The following is a 21,216-nucleotide window of genomic DNA, read 5'->3' as shown; positions in this document are numbered from 1 at the left end:
GACATTCGGAACGTGCCGGGGTCTAGCACACGCGGCAGCGGCCCCATGATGCGCAGCAACCCGCGCATGATACGGCACATCCCACCACACCAACGCCACAGCCGACAGCACAGCCAACTGCACAACCCGCACATCGGCAACCGACGCCACATCGGCAACCACGGCAAGCCCGACAGCCTCCGCAGCCGCGGCAACCGCCGCATCCGCGCCATGCCAGCTGCACGCGGCTACCGGCGTTTTCCTTGTCGAAGAGATGGAAGGTGGCCAGGCTGACGTCAGCCATTTCCTCTTCATCGAGCGCGATTGCCTGGCCCGTTCCAAGGTGCGGCAATTGTTGTACGTCGGGTGTCGGTACGGCGGACGCCGATGCGCCTCCCGCCAGCGAGAACGTCAACCCTGCGGCTCCGAACGCCGGCACGGCGACTTTGCTTACTCGCTTCTTCCCTTTAGAAGTCTTCTTCGCCTGCCGCATGGTCGAACCTCCGAGCATTGCAAGAAGTATCCCAGCCGCGGTAAGTCTACGCCCAGGAAATAACGCGGGCAACAATTACGCGCACAAAAGCGCGGGGCTGCACGTTCGGGATGTATTCATCTTCATGAACGGCAACCGGCACGGCCGGTTGACACAACGCGTCAACGATCCACGCTCTCGCTACGCGTGCAGCTTGGTGCAGTGCCGCAAGCGCATCCAGGTTTGAACGGAGAGATCGGCGTGGCGGATCAACTCGGACGTTTCGCTTGGTACGAACTGCTGACCACGGACGTCGCGGCGGCGGGCGCATTCTATCGCAAGGTCGTCGGCTGGGGCGTGAAGGATGAATCGACTCCGGAACTGCCTTACACGGTGCTTCGTAGCGGCGACATCCCGCTGGGCGGCCTTATGGATATCCCGGAAGAGGGGCGGAGATCAGGGGCAACGCCGAGATGGATGGGTTACGTCGCTGTCGACGACCTGGACCGGGCTGCCGCGCAGATCAGGCGTCTCGAAGGCACGATCTTTGTGCCGCCGACCGACACCAATATTGGTCGAATAGCAGTCGCTGCCGATCCGCAGAAAGCGACGTTCGGGCTGATCGAGAAACCGACATATGGCCGATGGAAACCGGGCCGGCTGGACGAGCCCGGGCGCGTAGGCTGGCATGAGCTATTGGCCGCCGACCGGACAGTGATCTTCGATTTCTACAAAGAACTATTTGGTTGGCAGAAAGCCGACGCTCAAACCGATCCAGCGGACTGGTATCAATTGTTTTCGGCCGGGGGGCAAACGGTCGGCGGCATGCTGACGAAACTTTCGAGCGTAGCGCAGCCATGTTGGCTGCATTACTTCAATGTCGACGACATCGGCGCTGCGACGAAGCATGTGAATGCTGGTGGAGGCCGGATCCTCCAGGGTCCGATCGAATTGCCTGATGGCTGCTGGATCGCACGATGTGTGGATCCCCAGGGCGCCCTGTTTGCACTGCAGGGTGCCGGGGGTCATGCAGGCATCGAGCCATTCTCGGCCTCGGAAGTCGGGTGGTCCGCCAAGTGGGGCGGCATTGCCTCCCAGGGGAGAATTGTGCTGCCAAAGCCGAAGCGCTAGCTGCTGCAGCGTCCGTCCGGCGCTGGCGCGACCCTGCAATAACCCGCGCCGGGAGCAGGGGAGGCCTGCGCGGGGCCGATCCGGGCCGTTTCGGGGCAAGTTCCCGTTGCGCGCGCCCAGCCCGTGCGCTATCCGGCCGGAAAGGCCTGAGGCGGCTTCCATTTTTCCGCCCGGCTGACCCAACCGAGGACGGAAACCGCCATGCCAGCCTATCGCTCCCGCACCACCACCCACGGCCGCAACATGGCGGGCGCCCGCGGCCTCTGGCGCGCGACGGGCATGAAGGATGCCGATTTCGGCAAGCCGATCATCGCGGTCGTCAACTCCTTCACCCAGTTCGTGCCCGGCCACGTCCACCTCAAGGACCTCGGCCAGCTCGTCGCCCGCGAGATCGAGCAGGCCGGCGGCGTCGCCAAGGAATTCAACACCATCGCGGTCGATGACGGCATCGCCATGGGCCATGATGGCATGCTCTACAGCCTGCCGTCGCGCGAGCTGATCGCCGACAGCGTCGAATACATGGCCAACGCGCATTGCGCCGACGGCCTCGTCTGCATCTCCAACTGCGACAAGATCACGCCCGGCATGCTGATGGCCGCGCTGCGGCTCAACATCCCCGCCGTGTTCGTCTCGGGCGGCCCGATGGAGGCCGGCAAGGTCACGTTGCAGGGCAAGACCAAGGCCGTCGACCTCATCGACGCCATGGTGGCGGCCGCCGACTCCAAGGTCAGCGACGAGGACGTCAAGGTGATCGAGCGCTCTGCGTGTCCGACCTGCGGCTCCTGCTCGGGCATGTTCACGGCCAATTCGATGAATTGCCTGACCGAAGCGCTTGGCCTCGCATTGCCCGGCAACGGCACGGTGGTGGCGACCCATGCAGACCGCAAGCGCCTGTTCGTCGAGGCCGGCCACACCATCGTCGATATCGTGCGCCGCTATTACGAGCAGGACGATGCCTCCGTGCTGCCGCGCAACGTCGCCAACTTCAAGGCGTTCGAGAACGCGATGACGCTGGACATCGCGATGGGCGGCTCGACCAACACCGTGCTGCATCTGCTGGCGGCGGCCCATGAAGGGCAGGTGGAATTCACCATGCAGGACATCGACCGGCTGTCGCGCCGCGTGCCCGTGCTCTGCAAGGTCGCGCCGTCGGTCGCCGACGYCCATGTCGAGGACGTGCATCGCGCCGGCGGCATCATGGGCATTCTGGGCGAGCTCGATCGCGCCGGCCTAATCGACACCTCGGTCTCGACCGTGCACGCGCCGACCATGAACGACGCGCTGGAGCGCTGGGACATCAAGCGCTCCAAGAGCGAGTCGGTCCGTACCTTCTTCCGCGCTTCGCCCGGCGGCATCCCGACGCAGGTCRCCTTCAGCCAGGAGCGCCGTTACGACGAGCTCGATAGCGATCGCGAGAAGGGTGTGGTCCGCAACCTCGAGCATGCCTTCAGCAAGGATGGCGGTCTCGCCGTGCTCTACGGCAACCTCGCGCAGGACGGCTGCATCGTGAAGACCGCGGGCGTGGACGCCTCGATCCTGAAGTTCTCCGGCCCGGCACGCGTGTTCGAAAGCCAGGACGCCGCTGTGGAAGGCATTCTGGGCGGCAAGGTCGTTGCCGGCGAGATCGTGGTCATCATCTACGAAGGCCCGCGCGGCGGCCCCGGCATGCAGGAGATGCTGTATCCGACGAGCTATCTGAAATCGATGGGCCTCGGCAAAGCCTGCGCGCTCGTCACCGACGGACGCTTCTCCGGCGGCTCGTCCGGCCTGTCGATCGGCCATCTGTCGCCGGAAGCGGCGGAAGGCGGCAACATCGGTCTGGTGCGCACCGGCGACCGCATCGCCATCGACATCCCGAAGCGCAGTATCACGCTGGAAGTCTCCGACGAGGAGCTCGCCAAGCGCCGCGCGGCGGAAGAGGCCAAGGGCGATGCCGCCTGGCAGGCTGTGGGCCGCAAGCGCAACGTCTCGACCGCGCTGCAGGCTTACGCTGCGCTCACCACCAGCGCTGCGCGCGGTGCCGTGCGCGAGGTGAAGCGGCGCACGAAGTAAGCGCTGCACCGTCCGCGCCTCGCGCGCATAGTCAACAAGTTCTGAACGGCCGGCGAAAGCCGGCCGTTCGCATTAAGGATGCCTCGACGAAGTTCGGCAACTCGGGATGTTGCAGCGTATACTGCTCGCGACCTTCGCAAATCCATTTTGGGCAACTGGGGCACCACCACAATGTCTCGTACTCTCGCTATCGCTTTCTCAACAGTCGTCGCCGCGATTTCCATGACGAGCGCGGCCTCTGCCGGCTGCTACAATTGCTACGCGCCGCCGCCGTGCCAGACCTGCTACCAGCAGCAATACGTGCAGCCGCAATACCGCACCGTCGACGAGACCGTGATGGTTTCTCCCGGCGCTACCGTCGCGCACCGCACGCCGGCGCAGTACCGCACCGTGATGGTGCCGCAGACAGTGATGGTGGCACCGCCGAGCGTCCAGTACGAACGCGTCCCGCCGCAATACGCCACGCGCCAGCGCGTCGAGATGGTTTCGCCGGGGTATTCCTATTACGCGCCGGTGCAGATGGGCTGCGCGTCCTGCGGCTACTGAGCCGACGCAGCGACGAAGAGTTTCGGGCGGCGCTCCTTTGGGGGCGCCGTTTTCTTTTGAGGCAGCAAACGAGGCCCGGAAATGGACGCGAATCCAACCGGGCCTCGCAACCGGCGACGCCCTGGGCGGTGTCGCCAGTGTCCGGGATTGCTGAGGGGCGGCGTGTGTCGGCGGCCGACATGTTGCGAAGCTAGACGAACAGGCTGACGCTCGCCTGACAGATCGCGCGCGGCGGAAAATTCAGGCCTGGGGTGAGGGCGCGCGCTTGGAGGTGCTGGTACCAACGGACGGTGGCGCGACGCGCCGCCGCCATTTCTCTCGATGCTGGAGCTCTCGTGCCGGCCGCGTATTAGGACAGCTTCAATGCCATGTGAATTACACCGGGTTCGCGGATCGTTGCGGGCTTGAAGCCAAACTTGTCGAAGACGCGGCGCATGGCTGCGTTCTCCGGTAGCACTTCCGCGGTCAACTCCGTCAAACCGGCCTCGCGGGCGATAGCGATCAGATGGTGCGTCAGCAGCCCGCCAACGCCGCGTCCCTGCCAGGCATCGATCACGACGAAAGCTGCTTCGGCCCGTCCAGGCTCGAATATGACATAGCGACCACCGCCGATGATCATGCTGCGGCTCGCCTCTTCCGTGCACGCAACCAGCGCCACGTGGTTTCTGAAATCGGGTTCCATGAAGAAAGCGCGTTCCCGTTCGGAAAAATGACGCTTCGTCACAAAGAAGCGGCGTTGGAGCGATTGAGCGCTGGTCTCCTCGAGCGCGGCAAGCATGTCGGGCTCATCCTCGGGACGAAGCGCCCGGATATCGACCAATCGTCCGTCGCGTAGTCTCTCCTGGCGGCTGTAATTGGCTGCATCCGGCACTTAAGCTCTCCCGCGGCCCGATTGCGGCGTGCCCCCGCGGGGCGGTTGGTCGATCCCGATTGACGCGAACGCCGTCACCAACCGTTGACCTAAATCAACGTCAGCGACCGCCGAGCTTTTTGAATGACCTCGCGCGACGACGAGGTCGAACATGGCGATCAAAGACTTAAAGCTGCCTGATGGCCCGATGTCGGGGCTAGTCGCCTCGGCCGTGGAATACATGGTTGATGCGGGACAGCGCAGCGTCCTGTTCCTGGACATCATGCGCCAGCGCGGCGACCAGTACCGCGATCACGTCGCCCAGACCGCACCGCATGTGCTGCAATATGCTGCTGAATTGATCACGGACGGCCGGAAGCTGGACGAACCGGTCAACTACGCGCTGGTGCGCATCATTCCGCCGAAGGATGTTGAGATCGACATGAGCCGGCGTCCGTTCGTCGTGGTCGATCCGCGCGCCGGCCATGGACCCGGCATCGGCGGCTTCAAGGCCGATAGCGAGATCGGCGTCGCCATGAAGGCGGGGCATCCCTGCTACTTCATCGGCTTCCTTCCGGAGCCTATGCCCGGGCAAACCATCGAACGCATTGCGCGCGCGGAAGCCATCTTCATCGAGACCGTCATTAGCCGCCATCCGGACGCCGACGGAAAGCCCTGCGTGATCGGCAATTGTCAGGCCGGCTGGGCCGTCATGATCCTGGCATCACTGCGGCCGGAATTATTCGGGCCGCTGATCATCGCCGGTGCGCCGCTGGCTTACTGGGCAGGCGTGCATGGCAAATACCCCATGCGCTATTCCGGCGGCCTGCTGGGCGGAAGCTGGCTCACGGCGCTCACGAGCGATCTCGGCGCCGGCAAGTTCGACGGTGCCTGGCTGGTACAGAATTTCGAGAACCAGAACCCGTCGAATACGCTCTGGGCCAAGCAGTACAACGTCTACTCCAAGGTCGATACCGAGGCGGAACGCTATCTCGATTTCGAGCGCTGGTGGGGCGGACACGTCAATCTCAATGCCGAGGAAATCCAGTTCATCGTCGACGAGCTCTTCATCGGCAACAATCTCGCAGCCGGCAAGATCGATATGTCCGATGGCCAGAAGGTCGATCTGCGCAACATTCGCTCGCCGATCGTGGTGTTCTGCTCCAAGGGCGACAATGTCACCCCGCCGCAGCAGGCGTTGGACTGGATCCTGGACTGCTACGCCGACGTCGACGAGATCAGAGCTTATGGCCAGACCATCGTCTATACCGTTCACGAGAGCATCGGCCATCTCGGCATCTTCGTATCCGGCGGTGTGGCGAAGAAGGAGCACGCTGAGTTCTCCAGCAACATCGACCTGATCGACGTGCTGCCGCCAGGACTCTACGAGGCCACGTTCGAGGCCCGTGGCAACGAGACGCTCAATGCGGATCTTGCGACAGGCCAGTGGGTGATGCGCTGCGAGGCCCGCACGCTGGATGATATCCGCGCGATGGGCGGAAATTCGCCCGAGGACGAGCGGCGCTTCGCTGCGGCCAAGCGTGTCTCGGAGCTCAATCTCGCGGCCTATCAAAAATTCTTGCGGCCGTGGGTGAAGGGCATGGTGACGCCCCAACTCGCGGAATGGGCCCGCAACATGCATCCGCTGCGGCTGCAATACGAGGCGTTCAGCAGCCAGAACCCCTGGATGTCCACGGTCAAATCGGCTGCAGATCGTGTCGAGACAGACCGCAAGCCGGCTTCAAAGGACAATCCATTCCTGGCATTCCAGGAACAAATGTCGAAGCAGATCGTGCACACGCTGGATAGCTGGCGCGATGCGCAGGAGGCGCTGAGCGAGGCCGTCTTCCTCAACCTCTACGGCTCGCCGCTGCTCCAGGCCGCGGTCGGCGTCGACCCTAATTCCGTGCCCTCGCGCCACCGGGAGATGTCGCCGGAGCATCGCGCCATGCTCGCGGCACGGATCGCCGAGCTGAAATCGCACATCGCTGAGGGCGGGCTCCGCGAAGCGGCGCTCCGCGCGCTGCTTTATGTTGGCTCCGCACGCGGCATGGTGGATGAGCGGAGCATCGAGGCGTTGCGGCATGTTCGGCGTGACCATGCCGGCGCCCGCATGACGCTGTCGGAATTCAAGAAGCTGGTGCGTGAGCAGTTCTTCATGCTGCTTCTCGATCGCGAAGGTGCTCTCGCTGCGATCCCGAAATTGTTGCCCGACGACACCAACCAGCGGCGTGCGGCCTTCGTGGCGATGCGCGAGGTGCTGTCCGCGAGTGAGGACATCACCGGCGAGCGGGCCAATCGCCTGAAGCGCGTCGCCGCGCTCTTCGGTCTGGACGGAGAGGCGGAGTTGACATCGAACGTCGCCCCTTTCGATCCCAAGGCACGGGCGTCGTAACGCGGATTGGCAGGATCGGGAGTGACATCATGTCGGCCGACACGACGCAAATCCAGCCCGGTAGCAAGTACGATCGCTTAATTGCGGCGGCGAAGGGTGCGCCACCAACGCCGACCATCGTGGTGCATCCTTGCGACGAGACCTCGCTGCGCGGCGCCATCGATAGCGCAAGCGCCGGAATTATCCGGCCTGTGCTCGTCGGGCCCGAGCGGAAGATCAAGGATACTGCCGCCCGGTGCGATCTCGATGTGTCCGGTTTCGAGATCGTTGATGCCGCGCACAGCGACGAATCCGCGACCAAGGGCGTCGAGCTCATCCATGCCGCCAAAGGCGAGCTGTTGATGAAGGGCAGCCTGCACACCGACGAATTGATGCGCGCCGTCACGGCCAAGACCGGTGGCTTGCGCACCAACCGGCGTATCAGCCATGTCTTCGTGATGGATGTGCCTGCCTATGCAGAGACCATCTTCGTGACGGATGCGGCGATCAACATTTTCCCCGATCTCGACGCCAAACGCGACATCATTCAGAACGCGATCGACCTCTACAACCAGGCAGGGTTCGGCAAGACGCCGCGGGTGGCGATTCTGTCTGCTGTCGAAACCGTGACCTCGAAAATCCCCTCGACCATCGAAGCCGCTGCCCTATGCAAGATGGCCGATCGCGGCCAGATCACCGGCGGCATCCTCGACGGCCCGCTGGCTTTCGACAATGCCATCGATCTGGAAGCGGCGCGGATCAAGGGCATCACATCCGAGGTCGCCGGCCGCGCCCAGATCCTGATGGTTCCGGACCTCGAGTCCGGCAACATGCTCGCCAAGAATCTCGCCTATTTCGCCAAGGCCGATGGCGCCGGCATCGTGCTCGGTGCGCGCGTGCCCGTCGTGCTGACCTCGCGCGCGGATTCGCCACGTGCGCGGATGGCGTCTTGTGCCGTCGCCGCGCTCTATGCTCATGCCCGGCGCCGGAAGGCGCCGACGGTTGCCGCGTGATCGCCATGGATACGATCCTCGTCGTCAATGCCGGCTCGTCCAGTGTGAAGTTTCAGGTCTATGCGATCGAAGGCGACGGTGCGCTTCGTCGTCAGATCAAGGGACAGATTGACGGTATCGGCAGCCGACCGCGTCTGCGGGCAAGTGGCCCGAGCGGCGATCCGATGGCCGATCGGGCCTATCCGATCGAGGCCGTGCCTGATGTTCCGGCGGCGATGGCCGTTGCCGGCGACTGGCTGCGGGACGAACTTCGCGTCACGCCGATGGCGGTCGGTCACCGGGTCGTGCATGGTGGGCCGGACTATTCGCGGCCGGTACTGATCGACCACGGCGTCGTGTCCCGTCTCGAACGATTTGTGACCCTGGCGCCGCTGCACCAGCCCCACAATCTGGCGCCGATCCGTTCGCTGCTGGCGAATTTCCCGACGCTGCCACAGGTTGCCTGCTTCGACACCGCATTTCACCGCACGCATGATGCCGTCGCCGACCATTATGCTATTCCGCATCAACTTCATGCCGAGGGTGTCAGGCGCTATGGCTTTCATGGGCTGTCCTACGAATATATCGCCCGGACGCTGCCGGGCGTGGCGCCCGATATCGCGAAGCGGCGCGTGATCGTTGCCCATCTCGGCAGCGGCGCGTCGATGTGCGCGCTCAAGGACGGGCGTAGCGTCGAGAGCACCATGGGTTTCACGGCGCTCGATGGCCTCCCGATGGGAACGCGTCCAGGCCAGATTGATCCCGGGGTGGTGATCTACCTCATCTCCGAGAAAGGGATGTCTGCCTCAAACGTGCAGAACTTCCTTTATCGCGACTGCGGATTGAAGGGGCTCTCCGGTGTCAGCAATGACATGCGCGAGCTGGAGGCGAGCGCCGACCCCAAGGCGAAGCTCGCGGTCGACTATTTCGTCTATCGGATCGGTCTCAGTGCCGGCATGCTCGCGGCCGCCTTGCAGGGCCTCGACGCCTTCGTCTTCACGGCCGGGATCGGCGAGAATTCGGCGAACATTCGCGCGCGCGTGGTCGAGCAGCTCGGATGGCTCGGCGGCACGCTCGATCCCGTCGAGAACTCCCGCAATTCCAGATTGATCTCGCGTTCCGACAGCCGCATCCCCGTCTACGTCGTGCCGACCGACGAAGAGCTGATGATCGCACAGCATACGCTGTCGCTGTTGATGAACGGACAATCGACCAATCCAAGGCAAGAGAGGGTGTCATGATCCCCGTGTTCCCGGATACAAAGGTTGCCCTGAAGGGCAAGAAGGGCCTCGTCGTCGGCATCGCGAACGACCAGTCCATTGCCTGGGGGTGCGCGAGGGCATTTCGTGCGCTTGGGGCCGATCTGGCCGTCACTTACCTCAACGATCGCGCCAAGAAGCACGTCGAACCGCTGGCGCAGGCGCTGGAAGCGCCGATCTTCATGCCGCTGGACGTGATGACGGAGGGGCAGACCGAGGCGGTGTTCGAGCGGATTACGAAGGAATGGGGACAGCTCGATTTCCTGCTGCATTCAATCGCCTTCTCGCCGAAGGAAGCACTCCATGGCCGCGTGGTGGACGTCGGCCGCGATGGCTTCCTTAAGACGATGGACGTCTCTTGCTGGTCATTCCTGCGCATGGCGCATCTCGCCGAGCCGCTGATGAAGAACGGCGGCACGATGTTCACCATGACCTATTACGGCAGCCAGATGGTGGTGGAGAACTACAACATCATGGGCGTGGCGAAAGCGGCGCTTGAAGCGGCCGTCCGCTACGCGGCCGCCGAACTTGGCCCAAAGGGGATCCGCGTACACGCGATCTCACCCGGCCCGCTCGCCACGCGTGCAGCGTCAGGTATCCCGGAGTTCGACGAGCTTATGGACAAGGCGCAGTCCAAAGCGCCGGCGCGCAGCCTGGTCAGCATCGACGACGTCGGCAATGCCACCGCGTTCCTGGCGCTTGACGGCGCCAAGCTGATCACCGGGGGCGTTCTCTATATCGATGGCGGGTATCACATCATCGACTGAGCGCCCTCAGCGATAGTGCAGGGCGATCAGCTCGGCGACACAAGCGGGCTTCTTGCCGCCCTCGATCTCGATCACGAGATGATAGTTGACGCGCAAGCCGTCCGGCGGCACGTCCTCGGTTTCAGCGACGGTGACCCGGCCGCGGAGCTTTGAGCCGGCCGGCACCGGCGCCAGATACCGGATGCGATCCGCGCCATAATTCAGCGTATTGCGCAGCCCTTTCAAGCCCATCACGGATCGAATGAACAGTGGAGCAAGCGAGAGCGACAGCAGGCCGTGAGCGATGGTGGTGCCGCCGGGCGCTTCCTTCCTGGCGCGGTCCTGGTCGACATGGATCCATTGCTGGTCACAGGTTGCTTCGGCGAATTTATTGATCCGATCCTGGGTCRCTTCGATCCAGTCGCTCGCGCCGATCTCGGTGCCGACCGCGGATTTGATCTCGTTGAAGTCGCTGAATATCCGCATGGTCGTGACCTCGTCAGATCGTCATTTCAGGGATGTTGTCAGGAACGACCAATTCGGCCTCTGTCACCGCCATAACCTCGCCAACGCTGACACCTGGGGCGGTCTCGAGCAGCGTCGCCTTGCCGTCCGCAAAACCGATGACCGCCATGTCGGTCACGACCAAATGGACCGGGCGCGCCGAGGTCAGAGGCAAGTTGCATGTCTTGACAATCTTCGACTTGCCCTTCGCTGCATGTTGCATGGCGACGATGACCCGCTTGGCGCCGCTGACGAGGTCCATCGCCCCGCCCATACCCGGCACCATCTTGCCTGGGATCATCCAGTTGGCGAGAAGCCCATGCGCATCGACCTGGAGGCCGCCGAGCACGGTGACGTCGACATGGCCGCCGCGGATCAGTCCGAACGACATCGCACTGTCGAAGGTCGCCGCACCCGGGAGCGCGCTAATGGGGCGGCCGCCGGCGTCTGTCAGTGTCGGATGCGCCATGCCTTGTTCGGGAATCGGCCCGGTGCCGATCAGTCCGTTCTCCGACTGAAAGAAGACTTTCAAATCGGCCGGAACGTAGTTCGCAACCAGGGTCGGAATGCCGATGCCGAGATTGACGAGGTTTCCGCTCTTCAACTCCCTGGCGACGCGTCGGGCGATGATGATCTGCGGGTCCATGATCTCACCCGTTGGTAATGAGGTAATCGACGAGCGGCGCCGGGGTCACGACGTGATCGGGCGCGATGACACCGACGGGCACGATATTCTCTGCAGTGACGATGACCGTGTCGGCAGCCATCGCCATGATCGGGTTGAAGTTGCGGGAGGTCAGAGCGTAAGCGAGATTGCCGAGATAGTCGGCGAGAAACGCGTGAACCAGCGCGTACTGCGCCCGCAATGCCGTCTCCAGCAGGAACGGCTTGCCATCCACCTCGATCTGACGCTTGCCTTCGGCAACCAGCGTTCCGACGCCCGTCGGCGTCAGCACGCCGCCGAGGCCACATCCGCCGGCGCGGATGCGTTCGACGAAGGTGCCTTGCGGCACGAGATCGACGGCGATCTGGTTCGCGAGCATCTGCTGCTGCGCCTTCGGATTGAGGCCGATATGCGTTGCCGTCAGCCTTGAGACCAGCGCAGCGTCGAACAGCTTGCCGACGCCTTTGCCGGGAGTAGCGGCGTCATTGCAGATCAGAGACAGGCCGGTCTTGTTCTGCCGCACGAGTTCGTCAAGCAGGCGCTCCGGGGTTCCGACGCCCATAAAGCCGCCGACCATGACGCTCGCACCGGCCGGGATCATCGCAACGGCTTCTTCGACGGAAACGGCCTTCATGGGCGGAACTCCGGTCGGCAGGCGCAAGTGAATACTGGATCGATGTTGGGGGCGGGCAGACTCTCGGCTTTGATCTGCGTCAAGGTTGCCGGGTCATTCGCGCAGGCCAACGCCGACGCCTGCAAGGGTCTCGTGCCAGAGCCTGCGCACCTCGGCGTGCCGCCGTTCGAGCGTCGCGCTGACGGCATCCCGGAAAGGTAGGAGGTCCGGGCCCTTCAGGAACAGAATCTGCGCCTGCAACAGCCGGCCGCTTTCGAACTCGATGCGGCGCAGCGCCATCACGAAGGGATCGTTCGCGTTCGCTTCCGTCGGCAGCAGGGCCGCCGGCCGGATCCCGGCATGGACCGCATGTGCGAGCGTCGCGAGGTGAATGGTCTGCGCGCGGGTGTGGTCGGCGATGCCTTCGATGGGGGCGGGGAGCCAGGCCATCTCCCAGGATGCCGCCATGGGGCCCAGCGCGAGGTCCGGGACCCAGGCGGTCGCGCGCATGAGAAGCGAGACGATCTCGCTCTCGCGATAGAACTGCGCGTGCAATTCGGTCTGCCAGGCGGCATCGAATCTCGCGGGCAGGGCGACCGCGAATTGCCGTGCCAGCGCACCATGCGCAGAAACCAGGAACGCGGCGACCCGCGTCTGCTGGTGCGGCGGCACGCGCCCGTCGGCTTGCAGCGGTCCGAAGAACGCGCTCATGTTGCTGGCCTCTGCACCGGGATCGCGCGCAGATGGTCATAGCCGGCGGGAAACGGCGAAAAGTCTCCGCCGGCATCTTCCGGCGCGATCAAGACCTGCTTGTTGCCCTGCCAGCGGCCAGCCAACACGTCCTCGGCGAAGCGCGCCAACAGGTCGGCAGTTAGTGCAGCCTTTTCGAGCGTGAAGGCGTGATAGGCCCTCGGGATGATGACGAGCGCACTGTCGGGAATCTCCACACGCAACGTCTCGTGCAGCGCCCGCGGCGTGAGGAAGTCGAACTCGCCGTTCAGGATCATGGTCGGGACGGATATTGAGGAGAGCTGCGGCGTCAGCGGCTTGAAGTCGAGGAAAGACTCCATCAGGTTCTGAAGGGCGTAGACGTCGTTGACCAGCCAGCCCCGCCGCTTCACGTTGTCGAGCTTGTCCAGCAGCGGCTTCAGCCACTGGTCGGACRGGTTCATCGGCAGCAGCAGATCCTGGAGGTAGCCGGTTCCGCCCAGGATGAGGCCGGTGCGCAAGGCGTTGCCGATCAGAAGCAGTTGTGGTGAAAGCTCGGCAAAGCAGCTCATCGGTACAAGGCCCGACAGCCGCGCGCCATGCTCGATGGCATAGCGCAGCGCGATCAAGCCACCGAAACTGATGCCACTGAGGAAGACCGGACTGTCTCCAAGTTCGCCGATCAGGCGATGCAGCACGGCGATGTGGTCGTCCTGATCGATGAACAGCGCGGGCTTGTCGGAGACGCCCTGGCCGAGCAGGTCGAAGGTAGCGACCCGGAACCGCCGTGCGATCAGCGTGTCGCGATACGTGCCCCAAAGCTCGGAATACTGCGTGAGACCGTTGACGAGCACATAGGCAGGCGTGTTCGCCGGTCCGTCGAGCTCATAGCGGATACGATATGAGCCATGAGTGAGGAAGGGCATTGCGGAGACCGGCCAGCGTGACGATGACCACGATCCTCAACGCAGGCTCAAGGATTCCATTGAGCTAAATCAAACCTCAGGAGGAGGTCCAGCCTAGCGTTCGCGCAAAATACCGCCAGTAGGGAGTTCGTCATGAACGGGAGAAGCGCACTCAAGCGTTGCTTCGTCAGCCTGATCCTGTTGCTGCTCGGCACCGCGCTCGCGGTCGCCCAGCCGTTCACGCGGCGCTCGTCGCAGATGCAGCATGACGGGCTCAAAAAGACCTATGAGATCGCGAACTTCCGGCTTGGCGGCAAGTACGACCTGGCCAATCCCTCCAAATGGGAGAATGGCGGCGAGGGCGGCGTGACGCTGGAATCGCTCGGGGCAGGCAAGCTGCGTACCGGATACATCGCGATCGGCAACGCGCGGCGCAATGCCGCCGGTGAGATCACCAACGCGGTCGTGATCAATTCCTATTATTCCGGCGATTCCACCGATATGTACGAACAGTGGGTCAAGGGCGCGGCCCTGTCGGGCGGCGTCCCGATCATCGGCCCCGGACGGCCGATCGACACCGACCGCTACTACGTCATCATGGTCGACCCGCTCGGGACGTGGGGCGCCAGCAAACCGTCCGACGGCCTCGGCATCAAGTTTCCGCAGTACAGCTACTACGACATGGTGCAGGCGAACTACCGCCTGCTGCGCGACGAGTTGAAGGTCGCGCGCGTCGCGCTTGTCACGGGCGTCTCCATGGGCGGCACCCAGACCTATGTGTGGGGGGTCATGCATCCCGAATATATCGGCGCGCTGATGCCGATCGGCGGCACCACGCAGTCGGACGGTGAAGACCCCGTCGGCAACTGGACCTTCCAGATGATGACGGCCGCGATCGAGGGCGATCCGGTCTGGCAGGCGACCAAGGGCGACTACTACAATCTGCCCAAGGAGAAGCACCCTATGCCGGGTGTGGCGTTCGGTTGGTCGATTCTGGGCATGACGGGCTACGACTTCGGCTTCCGCACGACCCAGAACTGGGCCGCGGTCCAGCCCGAGATATTCTACTGGGATCCGCCGAACGAGAAGGCCGGTCTGAGTGTCACCAACCGTGCCAAGCTCTATGACGCCGTCGATCTCGTCTGGCGCAACCGGGTCGGTGAGACCCACAACATCAATCCATATCTCGGCCGCATCCAGTCGCGCACACTGGTGATGCACATCACCAACGACCTCTGGCTGAACTTCAAGCTGGCGCAGAAGGCCGTAGATCGCGTGCCGGGCGCGGACCTGATCGCGCAGGAGAGCCCGGTCGCACATTACGGCGTGTTCCCAATCATCAACCAGCGCAAGAACGATCCGAAGTTCGTCGCCTTCATGGACGACGTCGCGGCTCTCGATCGTGCGAGGATGTTCGTCGACAAGAATTATCGTGTGCCGGGCGTCGCCGAAAACATCGATCCGAGCAAGTCCTTTTGGAAGGACTTCGTGACCTATCCCTATCCGGTCAAATACGCCAACGCCAAGGACAAGATCGGCAACACCTGGCAGATCGGTTACATGGATGAGTATGCCGGCACCGACAAGGATCCCAAGGTCCTCGTCATCATCCACGGCAAGGGCGCATTCGGCGGGCACTATGGCAACATCATGCAATATGCGCTGCGGAGTGGCTTGCGTGTGATCGTGCCGGACTTGCCGAACTACGGCATGTCCGGGCCCGGTAATCTCGATAAGAGCCCGGCGCGCATCATGCAGGATATGCGCGAGGTCATCTACGATCTCGTCGTAAACCAGCTTGGCGTCAAGAAAGCCTATTATCTCGGCCACTCGCTGGGCGGTCAGTTCGTCACGGGGTACGCCCTGACCTGGCCGGATGCGGTGCAGGGCCTCGCGCTCGAAGCACCATCCGGGCTCGAGGAATACCCGCGCGACATTACGATCGCGAAAGACAAGAAGGCACCTCTGTTCCAACCGGGACTCGGTCGCGACTTCGACAAGTGGAAGCAGATCTGGGACCAGACCGGCATCCTGGCGGCGGAGAAGGCTCGCGACGAGCAGGGCATTCGCGACTTCTTCTATTTCAAGAAGCGCGACCCCGACACCGGCGTGGTGTCGGCGGCCAAGAGCGGCTACTTCTTCAGCGACAGCGAATATGCGCGCTTCCATACCGAGCAGCGCGTCGGGCTTACAAAGGGCAATCCCAAGGAGCTCGAACAGTGGTGCAACGTCTTCATCTTCGACATCTACACGATCGGGGCCGAGCTCCAGCAGGATGATCCGAAGAACCTTTACGAGCGGGTTACCCAGATCAAGGCGCCGATCTTCCTCGCTTTCGGTGACAAGGAGCCGTTCATCCCGACGCCGGCTTTCAACGGGCTGACCGATCTCGGACGCGACGTCATCACGCCGTTCATGACGCGCATGACCAATGCGGGCAACCGGCCGATTCTGAAAATCTATCCGGAGACCGGGCACTTCATCCATACCGACAATCCGGTGGAATATTCCGCCGACGTCGTGGACTTCGTCACGAAAGGAACGGTCGACACCTCATCGCCCCTCGGCACAGATCGCATGATCAAGGGTTCCGTGGTATCCGCCCTGCCAGTGGCGCCGACACCTCCCGGTGCGGCACCAACCGCCGGTCTCAACAAATAGGATCGGTCTATGCCACGGGTGCAGGCGGGTGAAATCGAGCTTGGCTGGCGGGAGTGGGGCCGAGGCGAAGTGACCGTCGTCTTCATCCATGGCAATCTCGCCAGCAAGGACTGGATCGAGCTGGCTGCGCCCTTGTTTCCAACGGGCCTGCGCGTCATCGCCATCGACTGGCGCGGCTGCGGGGACAGCGACCGGCCGAAGCCTGCCGCCGATTATTCGAACTACTCCATGCAGCAGCATGCCGAGGACATGCTGGCGGCACTCGATATGCTCGACATCGGTTATTGCCATCTCGCGACGCATTCGACCGGCGGCATCATCGCTGCCCGCATGCTCTTGATGCAGCCGCAGCGTTTCGGGCGCGTGTTCGCACTCGATCCGGTGACGCCGCTCGGCATGGCTTTCAATGCCGATCAAATCGGCCTGTTTCGGGCGATGATGGCGAGCAAGGACCTGACACGGACGATCATGGCGACGGCGGCGTCCTCGCTGTTCGTGCCCGAGAGCATGGCGCCGAACGCCGTGCCTCGATTTCGGGAGGGATTGAAGGACATCCAGGCGTTATTCGACCGCATCATCGAGCAGACCTTTGGCGTCTCCGAGGGCATCTGGATCGGGACGCCGGTCAACCTCACGAAGGAAAGAGAGAGCAGAGAGCTCGAGCGCCGCATGCCGGAGCTGAAGCATCCGCATCTGGTGCTATGGGGCGAATGGGACGGCTGGATTCTGCCAGCCGATCTTCACGTCATGGCCGATGCGATGCCGGATTGCCGTCTCGTGATCGTGCCTCGCGTCGGGCACTCGATGAATCTCGAAGTACCCGCGCTCTACGCCGGCTATTTCGGCGCCTGGTTCGGTGGACTTACCGCGTAACTGCTAACACCTGAAGGGAGAGACGTCATGGCAGAGATCAATCTATCGGCAGATAACGTCCGTGCGGCGCTGACCGAGGCGCTTGGCCGCCTGCGCAAGGCCAACGCGGACTATTTCGAGATGCTGGAGAAGGGGATCAGTTCGTCGCCTCTGCCGATCGCGAACCAGGCGAAGGAGTTTTGCAGTTTCATGCAGCGCAATGTCACAGCGACCCTGGACCTCAGCGACAAGCTGATCCATGCCAAGGATGTCCAGGACGCGCTCAAGCTTCAAGCCGATTTCTTCCAGGAGCAGATGCGGGCCCTGACCGACCAGACCAAGACCATGGGTGAGGCGGCGATGAAGGCGGCCGGCGGCATGTTCAGTCCGAAGAGCTGAGACTGCAACCACGGTACTGACAGACGCGGTAGCGTCAGAAAGGTCTGGTATGGCCGAGACCAACAAGCTTTCTGTCGAAAAGGCACTCCAGAAGTTGCTTCGCGACGAACCCTTGGAAACGGCGAGCGAGCAACGAGACGAAAAAGCCGAGGCGCTCAGGGAGGAGATCAAGCGCATGCGCGCGCAGAGATCGCGTCTTGAGCGATCACCCGGCAAGGACAAGTGAGATCCGGTATCATCGGATGATGCCCCGGTTTTTCGTCGGCATGCTGGCCCGTGTCGCCAACAGCTGGTCGGTGGCCGTGCTGTTCGAGGTTCTGCGCAAGACGCTCGACAATCTGGCCGATTTCAAAGCGCCCGGCTTCACATGCCCGTAAGCCGAAGAGCGGAGCGGGCGCAGCATGCGTGATATCGCCACATCGGGGCTCGTTGCCGATTTCCTGTTCGGCTTCGGCGCGCTGTTCGCGATCATCAATCCCTACGGACTGGCCTTCATCTTCCTCGACAAGACGAGAGGTCTTTCTGAAGACGAGCGCGCGAGCCTTGCGCTACGGGTTGCCGGTTATGCCTTCGTGGTCCTGCTGGTGTCGCTGTTTCTGGGCAGCCAGATCCTCAACTTCTTCGGCGTGACCATCCCGGCGCTTCGGATTGCCGGTGGCCTCGTGGTCGCAGCGACGGGCTGGTCCATGCTCCACGCGCCGTCGGGCCCGGCCGGACCTCACCAGGTCTCGTCCCCAGATCATGCGACCATGAAGCGCATGGCCTTCTTTCCCCTCACAATTCCGCTGACGACCGGGCCGGGAACGATCGCGACAGCTATCGCGATCGGAATCAGCCGGACCAGCAGCCTCGATGCGATGTTCCAGTCATCGATCGTTTCGCTTCTGGTGGCGTTCGCCGTGACTGCCGCGATCTATCACGCCTACCGGAAATCGAGCGCAATGGCGCGTCTGTTCGGCGAGGAGGGCACCAGCGTGGTGACGAAATTGTCAGCTTTCCTGCTGCTCTGCATCGGCGTGCAGATCATCCTCACCGGCGTTTCCGAGGTCGCGCGGTCCATATTGGACAGCGCTTCGCGCGCTATTCAATAGGTGGAAGCACGCCGACCGCACAATCGGCCAATGCGACTCCGAGGTTGGTCCGGTGATGATCAGGTAGAGTCCGTCTCCATCGGCGTTTGGCGCTCTACCTCGAGCGGTTTGAGCCTTCCAGCCATTCCTCAGGAAAAACCGTCCTCTGAACCTACGGTCAAAAGCCGCGGTCAGTGATCTGTCACCGCTCCTCCAAACAACGCTAGCCAAGAAGTTGAACTCATTGCAAATTCTGACGATCCGCGCGGAGCTCGCGTACAATGCTACGGTGACGAGCTACGAATGGACCCTCGCAAATTCGGCACTACGCCGATTGGGCGGGCAGGGGACTTCGTCAGGAACGCGGCTAAGCGTGCCGCTATGAGGCTACCTGATGGGCGAGCTAGCCTGAGTCTTTCAGTCGATTGACGCTCAGATCGTCACCGATAGGCGCGTTGATTGTCGATGTTGCGTGTCTCGCGATCGGAGGCAACTGATGGCTCGATCGTCGAGCGGATCAGAATTTGAGTGAGCGCTAGAACAATAGCCCGCTGTCTTGCGGGCCAAAATCGCTCTGTGCGAAACCCAATGGCGGTCGGGCGGTCGATTTTTCTGCAATCAGACCTGTGGTAATGGGACAGTAAGCCGAATGGCAAAAGTCATTTCTAACAAGAGCGCAGCGGCAGGAATGTCCCATGAGCGTCTCCCAACTCACGAAGCGCGTTCGACGCGAGCTTACTTATTTGGACTATCCGGCTCGGGAGTGGACCGTCCCGCGATTTATGGACGGAGTGCCGGTTTTGGACGTGCTGGTTGTCGGCGCTGGACAGAGCGGACTGGGTATCGCGTTCGGCTTGAGGCTTGAGCGCATAGCAAACTTCAGGATCATCGATCGTTGCCAGCGCGGTTTCGAAGGACCTTGGCGCAGTTTCGCTCGGATGGAACGGTTGCGGACTCCGAAGGAGGTGACTGGGATTGATTTCGGTGTCCCGAGTCTAACGGTGCGGGCGTGGTACGAGGAAAAATTTGGGCGGCGAGCATGGGGTCGCATAGATACCGTCCCTCGGGAGGTGTGGCGCTCGTATCTGGATTGGTACCGAGACGTCCTGGACCTCCCGGTTGAGAACGAGGTCGAACTAATGTTGATTGAGCCGGCGGATGGCATCTTCCTTGCCCATCTCCGTCGTTCCGAAGGAATTGAGCGGGTGTATGCAAGAAAGATCATTCTTGCGACAGGCTTTGAGGGAAGTGGCAGGTGGGGCGCTCCTAAGTCTCTGGTCGCCCATTTGTCGGCAGATCTTTACGCACATTCGGCCGATGATATCGATTTTCGCAAGCTTGCAGGAAAACGCATTGGTATCCTTGGTGCCGGGGCATCCGCCTTTGACAACGCAGCTCTCGCACTTGAGGCGGGCGCCGCGCGAGTAGACCTTTGCTTCCGCCGTTCGGAGATGCCGCGGGTCAACCCACTCACTTGGATGAATTTTGCCGGTATGTTGGGCCACTTCGGCGATCTGACGGACCTGGACCGCTGGCGATTCATGCGTCACATTCTTGAGGAGCTTCCGGTCCCGCCTACACAGGACGCTTTTTGGCGATGCCGCGAGTTTGAGAATTTCGCCTGGCACCCCGACTGCGGATGGAGTTTCATCGACGAAGCTTGCGGTATTGCAAGTGTTCGAAGCAGCAATCGTAGATTCGAATTCGACTTCATGATTTTTGCGAGCGGCGTTGAGGCGGATCTCTCGGCGCGTCCCGAGCTCGCCCTATTCTTTGAACAAATAGCCCTTTGGCGCGACCGCTTCACGCCTCCATCGGGCGAGGAAAGCGAGGCCCTCGCGCGCTATCCCTATTTGGGCCAAGCCTTTGAATTCACGGAGCGGCACCGCGGCACTGCTCCGTTTCTGCGAGGGCTACACAACTTTACATTCGGAGCGATGCTGAGCCATGGAATATCAGGAGCGGCCATCACGGGGATAAAATATGGAGTGCGGCGGCTCGTAAATGGCATCGCGCGTGATCTGTTTTGCGAGGAGTCGGCAACTTATTACCGAGATCTGCTTTCATACCAGACGCCTGAGTTGCGCACCTTGGACAGTGCATTTGTCTGGTTGAGCCAGCTTGGCAGTGACGCCACTGATTTCGAGAGCTTCGCCAATCAGCTGGATCAACGCCAGTTTGCCACGCTCCGCGCCTTGTTGCAGCGATCAAGGCCCCATGAGAAATCTCCGACTGTAAGGTCTTCCCGACTCGGTCGCACGAAGCGCACCTCGCGACCGGCGCGGCTCAAGAACAAAAAGCGGAAGTGAAATAACGACGGCGTGGTAGCGCGATGTCAGTTGATACCGCTTTATCTCGCGCTCACCACGAGGGCCCGTAGGTCGGAAGGCCGATCGAGTATTTCTGGAAGAAATGCCGTTTGACTATAGGTCGATGATA

The 21,216-nt window shown here is 62.4% G+C and carries 20 protein-coding genes; 14 read left to right on the top strand and 6 right to left on the bottom strand.

Annotated elements, in window-relative coordinates; all coding sequences use genetic code 11:
* Positions 1-712: 712 nt before the first annotated feature.
* The 3 genes from AB4Z51_RS26235 (at position 713) to AB4Z51_RS26225 (ending at position 4,180) form a co-directional block, all read left to right on the top strand.
* Positions 713-1,582, top strand: a complete 870-nt coding sequence (locus AB4Z51_RS26235) for a VOC family protein (RefSeq protein WP_441498280.1) — start codon at positions 713-715, stop codon at positions 1,580-1,582.
* Positions 1,583-1,783: 201 nt separating this feature from the next.
* Positions 1,784-3,634: a dihydroxy-acid dehydratase gene (ilvD, locus tag AB4Z51_RS26230; protein WP_441498279.1), complete on the top strand. Its 1,851-nt coding sequence runs from the start codon at positions 1,784-1,786 to the stop codon at positions 3,632-3,634.
* A gap of 222 nt (positions 3,635-3,856) precedes the next feature.
* Positions 3,857-4,180 (top strand): hypothetical protein, encoded by a 324-nt coding sequence (locus AB4Z51_RS26225; protein WP_071913852.1) that lies wholly within the window; start codon positions 3,857-3,859, stop codon positions 4,178-4,180.
* 349 nt (positions 4,181-4,529) lie between these two features.
* On the opposite strand, the gene AB4Z51_RS26220 is transcribed toward AB4Z51_RS26225, so the two are convergent.
* Positions 4,530-5,051: a GNAT family N-acetyltransferase gene (locus tag AB4Z51_RS26220; protein ID WP_439036656.1), complete on the bottom strand. Its 522-nt coding sequence runs from the start codon at positions 5,049-5,051 to the stop codon at positions 4,530-4,532.
* A gap of 151 nt (positions 5,052-5,202) precedes the next feature.
* On the opposite strand from AB4Z51_RS26220, the gene AB4Z51_RS26215 reads away from it, so the two are divergent.
* Genes AB4Z51_RS26215 through fabI form a run of 4 tightly spaced genes read left to right on the top strand, consistent with a single transcriptional unit; the run spans position 5,203 to position 10,422 of the window.
* Positions 5,203-7,425, top strand: coding sequence for a DUF3141 domain-containing protein (locus tag AB4Z51_RS26215; RefSeq protein ID WP_439036655.1), 2,223 nt, complete (start codon positions 5,203-5,205; stop codon positions 7,423-7,425).
* A gap of 29 nt (positions 7,426-7,454) precedes the next feature.
* Positions 7,455-8,417 (top strand): phosphate acetyltransferase, encoded by a 963-nt coding sequence (locus AB4Z51_RS26210; protein WP_439036654.1) that lies wholly within the window; start codon positions 7,455-7,457, stop codon positions 8,415-8,417.
* A gap of 5 nt (positions 8,418-8,422) precedes the next feature.
* The gene (locus AB4Z51_RS26205) at positions 8,423-9,637 is read left to right on the top strand and encodes an acetate/propionate family kinase (RefSeq protein WP_439036653.1); all 1,215 of its coding nucleotides are present in this window, start codon (positions 8,423-8,425) and stop codon (positions 9,635-9,637) included.
* Positions 9,634-10,422, top strand: a complete 789-nt coding sequence (gene fabI, locus AB4Z51_RS26200) for an enoyl-ACP reductase FabI (protein ID WP_028147828.1) — start codon at positions 9,634-9,636, stop codon at positions 10,420-10,422. Before AB4Z51_RS26205 ends, fabI begins: the two co-directional genes overlap by 4 nt.
* A 6-nt stretch (positions 10,423-10,428) precedes the next feature.
* Here fabI and AB4Z51_RS26195 read toward each other — a convergent pair whose 3' ends face one another.
* The 5 genes from AB4Z51_RS26195 to AB4Z51_RS26175 all read right to left on the bottom strand — a co-directional run bounded on the left by AB4Z51_RS26195 (position 10,429) and on the right by AB4Z51_RS26175 (position 13,816).
* Positions 10,429-10,887, bottom strand: coding sequence for a MaoC family dehydratase (locus AB4Z51_RS26195; protein ID WP_441498278.1), 459 nt, complete (start codon positions 10,885-10,887; stop codon positions 10,429-10,431).
* 13 nt (positions 10,888-10,900) lie between these two features.
* A complete protein-coding gene (locus AB4Z51_RS26190; RefSeq protein WP_166096587.1) occupies positions 10,901-11,551 on the bottom strand; it encodes a 3-oxoacid CoA-transferase subunit B in 651 nt (216 codons plus the stop codon).
* 4 nt (positions 11,552-11,555) lie between these two features.
* Positions 11,556-12,203 (bottom strand): CoA transferase subunit A, encoded by a 648-nt coding sequence (locus AB4Z51_RS26185; protein ID WP_439036652.1) that lies wholly within the window; start codon positions 12,201-12,203, stop codon positions 11,556-11,558.
* Positions 12,204-12,296: 93 nt separating this feature from the next.
* Positions 12,297-12,893, bottom strand: coding sequence for a hypothetical protein (locus AB4Z51_RS26180; protein WP_439036651.1), 597 nt, complete (start codon positions 12,891-12,893; stop codon positions 12,297-12,299).
* Complete coding sequence (locus tag AB4Z51_RS26175; protein ID WP_441498277.1) at positions 12,890-13,816, bottom strand: alpha/beta fold hydrolase; 927 nt, start codon at positions 13,814-13,816, stop codon at positions 12,890-12,892. Before AB4Z51_RS26175 ends, AB4Z51_RS26180 begins: the two co-directional genes overlap by 4 nt.
* Positions 13,817-13,948: 132 nt before the next feature.
* On the opposite strand from AB4Z51_RS26175, the gene AB4Z51_RS26170 reads away from it, so the two are divergent.
* From AB4Z51_RS26170 to AB4Z51_RS26140, 7 genes are all read left to right on the top strand, one after another.
* Positions 13,949-16,456 carry an alpha/beta hydrolase gene (locus AB4Z51_RS26170; RefSeq protein ID WP_441498276.1) on the top strand — a complete coding sequence of 836 codons (2,508 nt, stop codon included), beginning with the start codon at positions 13,949-13,951 and terminating at the stop codon, positions 16,454-16,456.
* A gap of 9 nt (positions 16,457-16,465) precedes the next feature.
* Entirely contained in the window at positions 16,466-17,329 is an 864-nt protein-coding gene (locus tag AB4Z51_RS26165) for an alpha/beta fold hydrolase (protein WP_085401516.1), read from the top strand.
* Between the two features lie 27 nt (positions 17,330-17,356).
* On the top strand, positions 17,357-17,707 hold the full coding sequence (locus AB4Z51_RS26160; RefSeq protein ID WP_071913875.1) for a phasin: 351 nt from the start codon (positions 17,357-17,359) through the stop codon (positions 17,705-17,707).
* Positions 17,708-17,756: 49 nt separating this feature from the next.
* Positions 17,757-17,933 (top strand): hypothetical protein, encoded by a 177-nt coding sequence (locus AB4Z51_RS26155; protein WP_166096581.1) that lies wholly within the window; start codon positions 17,757-17,759, stop codon positions 17,931-17,933.
* Positions 17,934-17,949: 16 nt separating this feature from the next.
* A complete protein-coding gene (locus AB4Z51_RS26150) occupies positions 17,950-18,084 on the top strand; it encodes a hypothetical protein (protein WP_256376406.1) in 135 nt (44 codons plus the stop codon).
* 24 nt (positions 18,085-18,108) lie between these two features.
* Positions 18,109-18,798, top strand: a complete 690-nt coding sequence (locus tag AB4Z51_RS26145; RefSeq protein WP_439036648.1) for a MarC family protein — start codon at positions 18,109-18,111, stop codon at positions 18,796-18,798.
* Positions 18,799-19,472: 674 nt separating this feature from the next.
* A complete protein-coding gene (locus AB4Z51_RS26140; protein WP_439036647.1) occupies positions 19,473-21,086 on the top strand; it encodes an NAD(P)-binding domain-containing protein in 1,614 nt (537 codons plus the stop codon).
* Positions 21,087-21,216: the final 130 nt, after the last annotated feature.

This window comes from Bradyrhizobium sp. 2TAF36 (genome assembly GCF_052114925.1).
GTDB lineage: Bacteria > Pseudomonadota > Alphaproteobacteria > Rhizobiales > Xanthobacteraceae > Bradyrhizobium > Bradyrhizobium barranii.
Note: the sequence above shows the minus strand (reverse complement) of the source record. Positions and strands in the feature narration are given on the sequence as shown.

Coding starts and splice junctions, on each gene's coding strand:
- AB4Z51_RS26225 (WP_071913852.1), top strand. CDS start 3,857: ATGACGAGCGCGGCCTCTGCCGGCTGCTACAATTGCTACGCGCCGCCG.
- AB4Z51_RS26215 (WP_439036655.1), top strand. CDS start 5,203: ATGGCGATCAAAGACTTAAAGCTGCCTGATGGCCCGATGTCGGGGCTA.
- AB4Z51_RS26210 (WP_439036654.1), top strand. CDS start 7,455: ATGTCGGCCGACACGACGCAAATCCAGCCCGGTAGCAAGTACGATCGC.
- AB4Z51_RS26205 (WP_439036653.1), top strand. CDS start 8,423: ATGGATACGATCCTCGTCGTCAATGCCGGCTCGTCCAGTGTGAAGTTT.
- fabI (WP_028147828.1), top strand. CDS start 9,634: ATGATCCCCGTGTTCCCGGATACAAAGGTTGCCCTGAAGGGCAAGAAG.
- AB4Z51_RS26190 (WP_166096587.1), bottom strand. CDS start 11,551: ATGGACCCGCAGATCATCATCGCCCGACGCGTCGCCAGGGAGTTGAAG.
- AB4Z51_RS26185 (WP_439036652.1), bottom strand. CDS start 12,203: ATGAAGGCCGTTTCCGTCGAAGAAGCCGTTGCGATGATCCCGGCCGGT.
- AB4Z51_RS26180 (WP_439036651.1), bottom strand. CDS start 12,893: ATGAGCGCGTTCTTCGGACCGCTGCAAGCCGACGGGCGCGTGCCGCCG.
- AB4Z51_RS26170 (WP_441498276.1), top strand. CDS start 13,949: ATGAACGGGAGAAGCGCACTCAAGCGTTGCTTCGTCAGCCTGATCCTG.
- AB4Z51_RS26165 (WP_085401516.1), top strand. CDS start 16,466: ATGCCACGGGTGCAGGCGGGTGAAATCGAGCTTGGCTGGCGGGAGTGG.
- AB4Z51_RS26160 (WP_071913875.1), top strand. CDS start 17,357: ATGGCAGAGATCAATCTATCGGCAGATAACGTCCGTGCGGCGCTGACC.
- AB4Z51_RS26155 (WP_166096581.1), top strand. CDS start 17,757: ATGGCCGAGACCAACAAGCTTTCTGTCGAAAAGGCACTCCAGAAGTTG.
- AB4Z51_RS26150 (WP_256376406.1), top strand. CDS start 17,950: ATGATGCCCCGGTTTTTCGTCGGCATGCTGGCCCGTGTCGCCAACAGC.
- AB4Z51_RS26145 (WP_439036648.1), top strand. CDS start 18,109: ATGCGTGATATCGCCACATCGGGGCTCGTTGCCGATTTCCTGTTCGGC.
- AB4Z51_RS26140 (WP_439036647.1), top strand. CDS start 19,473: ATGAGCGTCTCCCAACTCACGAAGCGCGTTCGACGCGAGCTTACTTAT.